The 10,506-nt window shown below is 68.3% G+C and carries 12 protein-coding genes; 9 read left to right on the top strand and 3 right to left on the bottom strand.

The window, feature by feature from the left end; translation table 11 throughout:
* Nucleotides 1-238: 238 nt before the first annotated feature.
* From E1261_RS39125 to E1261_RS39115, 3 genes are all read left to right on the top strand, one after another.
* Complete coding sequence (locus E1261_RS39125; protein WP_238176713.1) at nucleotides 239-952, top strand: S1C family serine protease; 714 nt, start codon at nucleotides 239-241, stop codon at nucleotides 950-952.
* A gap of 109 nt (nucleotides 953-1,061) precedes the next feature.
* Nucleotides 1,062-1,271, top strand: coding sequence for a hypothetical protein (locus tag E1261_RS39120; protein WP_132414806.1), 210 nt, complete (start codon nucleotides 1,062-1,064; stop codon nucleotides 1,269-1,271).
* A gap of 416 nt (nucleotides 1,272-1,687) precedes the next feature.
* Nucleotides 1,688-2,161: a YkvA family protein gene (locus E1261_RS39115; RefSeq protein WP_132414805.1), complete on the top strand. Its 474-nt coding sequence runs from the start codon at nucleotides 1,688-1,690 to the stop codon at nucleotides 2,159-2,161.
* On the opposite strand, the gene E1261_RS39110 is transcribed toward E1261_RS39115, so the two are convergent.
* On the bottom strand, nucleotides 2,143-2,412 hold the full coding sequence (locus tag E1261_RS39110) for a hypothetical protein (RefSeq protein WP_132414804.1): 270 nt from the start codon (nucleotides 2,410-2,412) through the stop codon (nucleotides 2,143-2,145). The two genes, E1261_RS39115 and E1261_RS39110, sit on opposite strands and share 19 nt — an antisense overlap.
* Entirely contained in the window at nucleotides 2,409-3,152 is a 744-nt protein-coding gene (locus E1261_RS39105; RefSeq protein WP_238176712.1) for a sulfite exporter TauE/SafE family protein, read from the bottom strand. The genes E1261_RS39110 and E1261_RS39105 overlap by 4 nt, the downstream gene beginning before the upstream one ends.
* An 82-nt stretch (nucleotides 3,153-3,234) precedes the next feature.
* Between E1261_RS39105 and E1261_RS39100 the strand changes: the two genes are divergently transcribed.
* From E1261_RS39100 to E1261_RS39085, 4 genes are read left to right on the top strand one after another with little or no spacing between them, the layout of a single operon-like run.
* A complete protein-coding gene (locus E1261_RS39100) occupies nucleotides 3,235-4,116 on the top strand; it encodes a LysR family transcriptional regulator (RefSeq protein ID WP_132414802.1) in 882 nt (293 codons plus the stop codon).
* A complete protein-coding gene (locus E1261_RS39095) occupies nucleotides 4,113-4,469 on the top strand; it encodes a hypothetical protein (RefSeq protein WP_132414801.1) in 357 nt (118 codons plus the stop codon). Before E1261_RS39100 ends, E1261_RS39095 begins: the two co-directional genes overlap by 4 nt.
* A gap of 10 nt (nucleotides 4,470-4,479) precedes the next feature.
* Nucleotides 4,480-6,921: an aminopeptidase N gene (gene pepN / locus E1261_RS39090; RefSeq protein WP_132414800.1), complete on the top strand. Its 2,442-nt coding sequence runs from the start codon at nucleotides 4,480-4,482 to the stop codon at nucleotides 6,919-6,921.
* A gap of 43 nt (nucleotides 6,922-6,964) precedes the next feature.
* On the top strand, nucleotides 6,965-8,263 hold the full coding sequence (locus E1261_RS39085) for a S28 family serine protease (protein WP_132414799.1): 1,299 nt from the start codon (nucleotides 6,965-6,967) through the stop codon (nucleotides 8,261-8,263).
* On the opposite strand, the gene E1261_RS39080 is transcribed toward E1261_RS39085, so the two are convergent.
* On the bottom strand, nucleotides 8,250-8,732 hold the full coding sequence (locus E1261_RS39080; protein WP_238176711.1) for an RNA polymerase sigma factor: 483 nt from the start codon (nucleotides 8,730-8,732) through the stop codon (nucleotides 8,250-8,252). The two genes, E1261_RS39085 and E1261_RS39080, sit on opposite strands and share 14 nt — an antisense overlap.
* Before the next feature lie 111 nt (nucleotides 8,733-8,843).
* On the opposite strand from E1261_RS39080, the gene E1261_RS39075 reads away from it, so the two are divergent.
* Together E1261_RS39075 and E1261_RS39070 are read left to right on the top strand one after the other, a co-directional pair.
* Complete coding sequence (locus E1261_RS39075) at nucleotides 8,844-9,863, top strand: serine/threonine-protein kinase (RefSeq protein ID WP_132414797.1); 1,020 nt, start codon at nucleotides 8,844-8,846, stop codon at nucleotides 9,861-9,863.
* Nucleotides 9,864-9,907: 44 nt separating this feature from the next.
* Nucleotides 9,908-10,506 (top strand): hypothetical protein (locus E1261_RS39070; RefSeq protein ID WP_132414796.1); only part of this gene is annotated, 599 nt, incomplete at its 3' end.

The raw sequence follows: 10,506 nt of genomic DNA, 5'->3' as shown, positions 1-10,506 counted from the left end.
TAAGAGACAGCCACCCTTCTCTGCACCCGACACCCCATCCGCGGCACCGCCGCTCCTCCCCACACCCGGCGCGGCTCACGCGGGTGGGGCTCATCGGGCGGCTTCGGCTGCCTTTCCGTTCTCCGTCACCCCGGCCTCCGCCTCGCCATTGGCTCCCCCCTCTCCGATGGCGGCGGCACCTCAGGCCGGGGTGACGGGTCCAGCCCGGGGTCGCCGGGCGGGCGTCGTACTGGGCACTGTGGCGTTAGCGCTGGTTGCCGGCGGGCTGGCGGGTGCGGTCACTGGTGGGTGGGAGAGCGGTCCGAGTTCGGTGGAGCTGCCGCAGGCGGCGGCTCCGGCGGGTGCGGCGCAGCAGGGTTCGATCTCGGCGGCTGCGGCGAGTGTGCTGCCCGGGGTGGTGTCGGTGCGGGCGGGCCGGGCGACCGGTTCGGGGTTCGCGATCGACGCCCAGGGGCACGTAGTCACCAACGCTCATGTGGTGGAAGGAGCGAGCGATGTATCCCTGGTCCTGTCGAACGGCCGCCAGGTCGACGCGGACGTTCTCGGCGTGGACGCGAACAACGACCTCGCCGTCCTCCAGGTCGCGCCCGCCGACGCCGAGGGGCTGCGCGCGCTCACGCTCGGCCGGTCCGCACAGCTGCATGTCGGCGACCCGGTCCTGGCCGTCGGTTCACCACTAGGCCTGGAAGGAACCGTCACCGCCGGCATCGTCAGCGCCGTCGACCGTCAGGCCCGCTTCGGCGACAACAACACCCGCCAGTCCGCCATCCAGACCGACGCCGCCATCAACCCCGGCAACTCCGGCGGCCCCCTGGTCAACGCCGCCGGCCAGGTAGTAGGCGTCAACACCGCCATCGCCACCCTCGGCAGCTCCCGCTCCGGCAGCATCGGCATCGGCTTCGCCATCCCCGTGGACCGCATGACCACCATCGTCGAATCCCTCATCGACTAAAACACCGTCTCACCCCGAAGAACGCCGTTTCACCCCGACCCCATTCGCTGGGTTAACCCACGAGCTTGTGGGTTCCTGACCCGCATGCGAGTACAGAACCCACAACCTGATGGGGGAACCCATCAGCTGGCGGCCGTCGGCGGGCCGGCTGTCCAACGCTCGTCCCGCGCGCAACCCGGCCGGACCGCCACCACCGGCTAACGCGGTCGGGATGGGGGTGTTCACGCTCGCGCTGCGCTCAACCGGGCCGACCGGCGGCGGTTGGTGGGTGGTGGCGGACCTGCAGGCCATCACAACTGAGGTCCGCGGCCCCGGCTGAGCGTGGCGGCAGGTGGGCGACCGCAATTGTGATGGCCTGCAGGTCCGCGACCGCCAATGTGCCGGCAGCTGCGGGGGATCGCGCCGTCTCCGATCTGGTGGCTGACCCAGGGCCGGGCCGCGGTGGGGAACTCGAAGGCTGGTTAGCCCGGTCGCTGCATGAGCCGGTACGACGTTGAGCACGGTTCAACCACGCGCGCACCCGAACCGTGGTTGAGGGGTGCTCAAGGTGCGCCGGCCGGGCGACCTTGAGCACGGTTCAGCCGTTTCGGCGGGCGTCAGATGGTTGGTGGGTGCTCAAGGTGACTGCCCCACGATCTCGGGTCCCAGGGCTGCCCGGGCGATTTGATGGGTCAGCCCACCAAATGGGGTTCGGTGGTGGGGTGGATTGCAGGGTTGCGGTTCTAGAGTGGGGGGATGGTTTATTTCGGTGGGCTGTTGGTGGTGCTGGGGGTTGGCACTCTGGTGTTTCGGGATGCTGACGTTGTGGGGCTGCCGGCGGTTGTGGTGGGGGTTGGGCTGGTGGTGATCGGGGCTGGGGTTTCGGCGTTCGGGTTTGTGCGGCGGCGGAAGGTTCGGGCGCGGAAGATCGCCAAGGGGGAGCCGGTGCCGGTGGGGGATGTGATCGAGCGGGCGCGGGCTTTGCCGAGGTTGATTCGGGCGGCGCGGAAGGGTGAGTACGGCGAGCTGCCGAAGAGCCGGATGACGTTGTGGGTGCTCGCGGTGATCTACCTGGTCTCGCCGTTCGACATCCTGCCGGACCTGCTGCCGATCATCGGTGTGACCGACGATGCCGGAGTCGCGGTGTGGTTGTTGACGAGCGTCTCGACCGCGGCCGGGCTGTACCTCAATCACGAGCGCAAAGAGGTCGGTCAGCGCCCCGTCGACTGATCGAGCCAGTCCGCGACATCCTCGGCCGCCTCATCGGGGTGCTGGTAGGCGAACAGCTGCAACGGATCAGTCGGTACGTCGGCCGTCGGGCAGGCCAGCCTGGTTGCGGCGACCACGAGCTCCCGGGCCGCGGCCAGTACGAGTTCTGCCTGCGCCAAAGCAGCCGCCGGATCGTCCACCTCGGCCGCTGACCGAGCCAGGTCGGAGACTTCGCAGGCCTGGTAGGCCATGGCGAGTTGGGCCCGGTTCATCCGAAGGCTCGCACGAAGAAGAGGATCGTCATCGCGACCGCCGTGGACAGCACGAGCGTCCGCAGGACGACCTGCGGGAGCCGCCGTACCAGATGCGCTCCGAGGTAACCGCCGATGATCGCGCCGCACAGCATCGCGATCAGACGCTGCGGCTGATCCAGCACATCAGCAGCGAATACGAAGATCACCGCAGCCGTCAGGAACACCGCGCCAACCTGGATCACCCGCAGCGGCGTACCGCGCGCAGTGTCGAGCGAGCTGGTCGCGGTCCAGAAAGCCAGCATCATCGTGCCGACCGCGCCACCGAAGTAGCCGCCGTAGATCGACAGCAGGAACTGCCCGGTCAGGATCACCGCCGGCCCCGGCATGCCAAGACTGAAGGCGCGGTTCAGCCGCTTGCCGAAGGCAAGGACCAGCGTGGCGAAGGCCAGCAGCCACGGGACCGCCGCATCGAAAGATGCCGATGGCAACCACAGCAACAACCCCGCACCAAGTGCGCCACCGAACACGCTGGCCAGAGTCAACCGCAGCGTCGTCACATGCTCGAAGACGTGGATCTGGCGCCGGTAGACCCAAGCGCTGGTCGCGTTGCCCGGGAGCAGCGCGACGGTCGAGGTCGCGTTGGCCGTGACCGGTGGCATGCCGCCTGCTACCAGCGCGGACAGTGCCACGAAGCTCCCGCCACCGCCCACGGCGTTCAGGGCACCGGCGGCGACACCGGCCAGCAGGATGATCAGCACTCTTCGAGGATCGGCCCTGGATCGGGACTCCACAATGCGCGATCCCCGTAGCCAGCCTAAGGCCCAGGCGTAGGCTGAACTCATGCGGTACGACCTCGACGACCTCCGCCTCTTCACCCACGTGGCCACGGAAGGCTCGATCACCGGCGGCGCCCGGGCGATGCACCTCAGCCTGCCTTCGGCCAGTGCGCGGGTCAGAGCCCTCGAAGCGCAGGCCGGTGTCCCGCTCCTGATCCGCGAACGCCGAGGCGTCCGGCTGACTCCCGCCGGTGCCACGCTGGCCCGGCATGCGCGCGAGGTGCTGGCCGAGACCACCCGCCTGGACAGCGCAGTCGCGTCGTACGCCGTCTCCGGTACGGAACCGGTCCGCCTGGTCGCCGGTGGATCGGCGATGCACCAACTCGTGCCGGCTGCGCTGGCCACCTTCCTCCGCGACCATCCGGAGTACGACGTCAATGTGAAGGAACGCCGTACCGTCCGGAGTGTCCGAATCCTCGCCGCCGGGGAGGCCGACCTCGGCGTGATCCTGGACGACGAGCCGACCCCGCTGCGGACCGAACCGCTGGCCGACGACTCGCTCGTGGTGATCGGACAGGCCGGTGGAGTCCTGTCCGGACGGAGTTCGATCGCGTACGCCGAAGTTGCCGAGCATCCCCTGATTGCATTGGACCGGGTCTCCCCGCTGACGCTGTGGATGGAGGAGCGCCTCGGCCCGCACGCCCCGGTCCCGCGGTACCGGACCCTCGTGCCAACGCTGCACACCGTGATCATCCTGGCCACGGCCGGAGCCGGTCTGGCGATCGTCCCGCGCCGCGCGGTCGACGCGATCACCTCGATCGACATCTGTCCTCTCGAGGACGTTTGGTCGACCCGAGCACACCTCCTTTGCTACGCCACCAACGCTCCCCAAGGCGCCTACCTCCTGGCTGAGCATCTCCGGGCAGCGGCTAGCGTGCGGGCATGACTGACATCCCCCTGCAGGCCTACAGCGCGCTGTTGCACAGCAGCAACCTCGCGATGGTCTGCCGGGCGCTGAACATGTACCAGGTGGCCGCGGCGTACACGCAGGTGAGCGGCGGCAACCCGCTGCAAGAGGTGTCCGAGGAGACCCGCCAGGTAGCTCTGCGCATCCTGGATGGCCCGCCGGCCGAGGCCGGCGAAGACATCCGCGCCGGCTTCGACCACCTGAGCGCGCTGAATGTGTTGAGCACCTTGGCGAAGCCGGAGGACGCGGAAGTCATCGAGCGGATCGCCGCCGAAACCACGAACGACGAGGTCCGCGCTCTCGCGAAGCTAGTTGCCCGGTCAGTCAGATAGCGTTCAGGGCATGCGCGCCTTGACAGTGGATGAAGCTCGGCAACGAGCCACGGACCTAGCCCTGGGGTCCTACCTGGTCGACTTCGACCTGACCGATCCCGGCGACACCTTCGAGGTGACCAGCCGGATCCGGTTCACCGCGGTCGGTGACACGAGCTGGGTGGATGTGAAACCCGAGCGCCTGCTCTCGGTCGAGCTGAACGGGCAGTCGCTTGACCCGGAGTTGCTGGCCGACGGTCGCTTCCCACTGACCGGTCTGCAGGCCGAGAACGAGCTCGTGATCCACACCGTGCAGAAGTACTCCGTCGACGGCGAGGGCCTGGTCCGGTCGGTCGATGCTGCCGACGGACGCGTCTACACCTACGGCATGTCGTCACTGGAGTCCGCACCGCGCTACTACCCGTGTTTCGACCAGCCCGACCTCAAAGCGCCGTACACAGTGACGGTGAAGTGCCCCGAGGACTGGGTCGTGCTCGGCAACGGCGCCGCCACCCAAACAGCGCCGGGGGAGTGGGCGCTGGCCGAGACCAAGCCGCTGTCGACGTACTTCGTCGCCATCGCTGCCGGACCGTTCCACCTGATCCGCAGCCAGTACGACGGGATCTCCCTCGGACTGGCCTGTCGGCAATCGCTCAAGGAGTCGCTGGAGGCGGATGCGGAGGACCTGTTCCGGACCACCCGGGACGCGTTCGACGCGTACCACCGGATGTTCGCGCAGCGCTACATGTTCGGTGAGTACTGGCAGGTCTTCGTGCCGGACTTCAACCTCGGCGCGATGGAGAACCCGGGCTGCGTCACGGTCTCCGACGACTTCCTCTACCGGGCCCAGACGACCGAGGCCGAGCGCAGTACCCGGTCGCGCGTGCTGGTGCACGAGATGGCGCACATGTGGTTCGGTGACCTGGTCACCATGAAGTGGTGGAACGACATGTGGCTGAACGAGTCGTTCGCCGAGTACATGGCTCACCGCGTGGCCGAGGAAGCGACGTCGTACCAGGGGAACTGGACCGATTTCGCCTTCGTCCGCAAGTGGTGGGGGATGCAGACCGACCAGAGCAGCTCGACCCACCCGGTCGCGCCGGAGAGTCTGAAGGACGCGCGGCAGTCGCTCGACGACTTCGACGGCATCTCGTATGCCAAGGGTGCCGCGGTGCTCAAGCAGCTGGCGAAGTACCTCGGTGACGACGTGTTCCTCAAGGGCGTCAACGCGCACCTGGCAGCACACGAGTACGGCAACGCGGACCTGGCCGAGTTCATCACCAAGCTCACCGAGGCCGGTGCGACCGGTCTCGCGAACTGGTCCGAGCAGTGGCTGCAGACCTCGGGTCTGGATACGCTCACCGCCGAGCGCACGGCGACCGGTGTCATCCTGCATCGGCAGAGCCCGGACGACTCGCGCCGCCCGCACACTCTGACGGTCGGCGGGTACGACGAGGCCGGTGCACCGACGATCGTCGAGCTGGTGCTGGCCGGGGATACGGCTGAGGTTGCCCTCAGCAACGACATCGCGGTGATCGTGCCGGATGCGCAGGACGATACCTGGGTGAAGATCCGGCTCGACGAAATCACCTTGGCCAACCTGCCCGCCGTACTGCCGAAGATCGCCGACAGTACGACGCGCGCCGTGATCTGGAACGCGGTGCGCGACGCGACGATGACCGCCGAGCTCGATCCGCGGCAGGCGCTAAACCTCTTCGCCACAACCGTCGGGGACGAGGACAGCGATGTCGCGGTCGAGTCGCTCGTCCGTTGGTTGACCGAGCGAGTGGTCGGCGGCTACCTGCCGTACGACGAGTCCCGCGCGGTGGTTGCGGATGCGTTGGAAGGGAAGCTTGCGAGCGTGGAGCCGGGCAGCAGCCTGCAGCTCGCGACCGCCCGCGGTTTCGTCGCAACCACCAATGACTCGGAGCTGCTGAAGAGCTGGCTGACCGCCGAACGGGTGCCGCGCGGGCTGGAGATCGGGCAGGACCTGCGGTGGGCGATCCTGCTCCGGCTGGTGCGGCTCGACGCGGCCGGCGAGCTGGAGATCGTCGCCGAGCATGCCCGGGACCAGTCCTCCGAAGGTGCGGTCGAGGCCGCGCGCTGCCGAGCGGCGTCACCGGCCGGCAAGGAGGCAGCCTGGACCCGGATCATGACCGACCCGGAGATCGGCGTCCGCGAACTCCTCGCCACGGCCGAGGGCTTCTGGCATCCCGGTCAGTCCGCGATCACGGCGCCGTACGTCGGGAGGTTCTTCACCGAGATCGCCGGTACGGCGGACATCCGGGCGGGCATGGTGCTGATGCTGACCACGATGCGGATCGTGCCGAAGTACGCGATCGACGCCGACCTGATCGGTGCCGCCGAGGCGCTGAGCAAGGACGAGACCGTCACCTCGGGGATCCGCCGTGCCGTCGCCAACTACCTCGACGACCTGCGCCGGGCGGTGGAGGTTCGCCACCGATACAGCTAGTCTGGTTACTCAGAGTGTCGACTAGCGCTCAAGGAGTGACCGTATGCCGTGGTTCCGCCTGCTCTTGGTGCTCGGGTTCCTCGTCCTCCCGGCCACTCCGGCGGCGGCAGCCGACTCGGTCGCTGCGGTCCGCGCCCGGCTCGAGACGATCGCCGGGCTGCGGATCGAGAGCGGCCGGCTGATGAACGGGCGGCCGTTCTTCGTGCTCTGGTACTCCCAGCCCACCGATCACCACGCGCAGAGTGGCGAGCGATTCGAGCAGCGGATCACCTTGTGGCACAGGGGATTCGACCGCCCGATGGTCCTCGCCACCTCCGGCTACGGCGGGGCGGTCGGCGCATACGCCGCAGAGCCGACGAGCCTGGTCAGCGGCAACCAGTTGGATATCGAGCAGCGCTTCTTCGAGAAGTCCACCCCGGCGAGCAAGGACTGGACCAAGCTCGACATCTGGCAAGCCGCGACCGACCACCACCGGATCGTCCAGGCCTTCAAGACCCTGTACGGCGGCAAGTGGCTCTCGACCGGCGCGAGTAAGGGCGGCATGACGTCGGTCTACCATCGCCGTTTCTACCCAGCCGATGTCGACGCGACGATCGCGTACGTCGCGCCCCAGGACACCGTGAACGAGGACGACGTGTACGTCGATTTCGTCCAGCAGGCGGGGACCGATCCGGCCTGTAACGAGGCGCTGCGGATGATGCAGCGCAACGCTCTCTACCACCGGCAGGCGATGGTCGCGAAGGTCGCCGCCCTCGGCGACAAGTACGACCTCGGCTACGGTTCGGCGGATCGCGTCCTCGAGGCGGCGGTTCTCGAGACACCGTTCCAGTTCTGGCAGTACCGCACCCAGGCGAACTGCGCGCAGGTCCCCGGGCGGACGGCGACACCCCAGCAGCTGTTCACGTTCATCGACGGCATCGTCGGCTGGTCGACGTACGCCGACGACGGCATCGCGCCGTACCTGGCCTATTACTACCAGTCCGTCGCCCAGCTCAACTGGCCCGACGGGGTTACCGGCACCACGTGGCTCAAGGGTTTGCTGCACTATCCCGAGGCCAGCTCAGCGAAGGCCACCGTCCCGGATGCGATCGAGCCGAAGCATGATCCGCGCGCGATGCTCGACGTCGACAACTGGATGAAGACAGCCGCCGAGCGGATCCTCTTCGTCTACGGCGAGAACGATCCGTGGAGCGCGGAGCCGTTCATCGGAGGCCCCGGCACCAAGGACTGCCACTGGTACGTCGTTCCCGGCGGCAACCATGGTGCGAACCTCGCCGGTCTGCCCGCGGCCGAGCGTGCCGCGGCCACCGCGGTGGTGAAGGGTTGGGTCAGCGCACAGTAAGGCGCTCCGCCACGGCCTTGCGGGCCTGGTGGATGCGGGCCTTCACAGTCCCCAGCGGTACGTCGAGCTCGTCCGCGATCTCGGCGTACGTGAGGGCACCGAGGTCGCGCAGGACCAGCGGCTGGACGAGCTGAGGGTGGCTGGATTCGAGGTGCTCGAGCGCTTCGAGCAGATCCAGGCGGGAGCCCGCGATGACCGACGTCGTCCGCGGATCGGCGGCCTCCGGGAGGTATTCCGAGGTCTGCTCGACCGAGCGGCGCTTGAGTGAACGGTAGGTCTGACGGGCCTGGTTCGTGGCGATGATCGTCACCCAGCCGGCGAAGCTGCCGGTGCCCTTGAAGGTGTGCAGCTTGTTCGCCACCTGGAGCAGGGTGTCCTGGACCGCCTCCTCGGCGTCCTCGCGGTGCGGAAGGAACTTCGCCACCCGTCGCTGCACCAGCGGCCGGATGGCGTGCAGCAGCTCGGGCATCTCTGAATTGTCCTTCAGAGTGCGCGCCGCGAGTGCTTCGAGCTCCTCGTTCATACTCCCCCAGAGAGTGCTGTCCCCGTTCGAACCGGTCGTGAACGACAATAGCTCTCGATGGATGTCATCGGACGGTACCGGCTGCAGGACCAGATCGGCGCGGGCGCGTTCGCGACGGTCTGGCGAGGCTACGACGACGACCTCGACGTGGACGTCGCGGTCAAGATCCTCGCCGACAACTGGGCGTCGCGCGCCGACGTGCGCGAACGCTTCCTGTCCGAGGCGCGGCTGATGCGCCGGATCGCCAGCGACCGGGTGGTCCGGGTCTTCGACCTGGGCCGGCTGCCGGACGGCCGCCCGTACTTCGTGATGGACTACGTCGGCGGTGGCACCCTCGGCGACCTGCTGCGGCAAGGCCGGTTGGACCCGGTGGACGCCTTGTGGTGGGGCGCGGACCTGGCCCGGGCGGTCTCCGCGCTGCACAACGAGGGTGTCGTGCACCGCGACGTCACCCCAGCGAACCTGCTGCTCCGGGAGAACACCGGCATCGAGTCCGGCGGCGGTACGCACCGGATCGTGCTGGCCGATCTCGGGCTGGCCAAGCGGGCCGCCGAGGCATCCGGACTGACCCAGGCGGTCGGCACACCGTCGTACATGGCGCCTGAGCAGGGGCGCGGTGACGGCGGGTTCGACGAGCGCGCGGATATCTACGCGATCGCTGCTGTGACCTATGCGCTGCTTACTGGGCGTCCGCCGTACAGCGTCGCGTCGATTCCCGATGTGCTCAACAGGGACCCGGATCTGCTGCCGGACAGCCTGTATCCGGTCCTGCACGAGGGGGTCGGCGAGCTGGACGACATCTTCGCGCGGGCGCTGGCCTACAACCCGGTCGACCGCTGGGACCGGGCCGAGACGTTGGCCGAGCGGCTCGAGGCCGAGGCGTACCGGCTGGAGCAGGAGGCGCCGCTGCGTGCCCTCGAGCGCACCAGCATCACCGACGACGACGAGGTCTCGACGACCGTCGCGACAAACCCGCCTGTACGACGTCGCCGCCGGCTCTGGGTGTGGTTCGCGGCCGCGCTGCCGGTGGTCTTCGTGGCGGCGGGAGCCGGTGGCTGGTTCCTGTTCGGACAGTGAGACGAGGCTCCTCACAGCCGGTGATGACTGCTTAGAGTAGCGACATGGCTACTCACCGCAGTCTGCTGGTTCTCGGTGTCGCCGTACTCCCGCTGGTCTTCGGCCTTCCCACGGCAGCCCAGCCCGCGGCAGCCCAGCCGGCCGCGAGCTACGCGTGCCGGGCGGACACCAAGTTCGGCAAGCACCTGCTCTCGCTACGCCAAGGCGTCGACGCGAAAGCACCCGCGACCGTCAAGCCGAACCACCGCTTCTCGATCACCGTCGACCTCAAACCCGGCCAACTCCCCGGCGAGGTCAAAGGCTTCAAGCTCAAAGAGGTTCGGGACCTCTCACTCCGCGTCCCGATCCCACCCAACTCGTCGTACGTGAGCGCCACCTTGACCGGCGGCTCCGGCCTCAACTCCACCCCGTCCGTCCGCCTGGACGGCCGCACCGCCGTCATCACCGTCACCGGCCCCATCCCCGGCGGCGCCGCCTACCAACTCCCGACCCTGACCATCCGCCTGAAGGCCGGCCGCCGAGGCGCCATCGTAGAAACCCGCCTCAAAGGCACCTCGTACGACGACCCCGGCCTAACCCTCACCGCCAAAATCAAGTGGAAGTTCATCACCCTCAACTCCCCGGTGAGCTGCTACCCCAACCC

The organism is Kribbella albertanoniae, assembly GCF_004348455.1.
GTDB lineage: Bacteria > Actinomycetota > Actinomycetes > Propionibacteriales > Kribbellaceae > Kribbella > Kribbella albertanoniae.
This window is presented reverse-complemented; position numbering and strand designations above follow the sequence as displayed.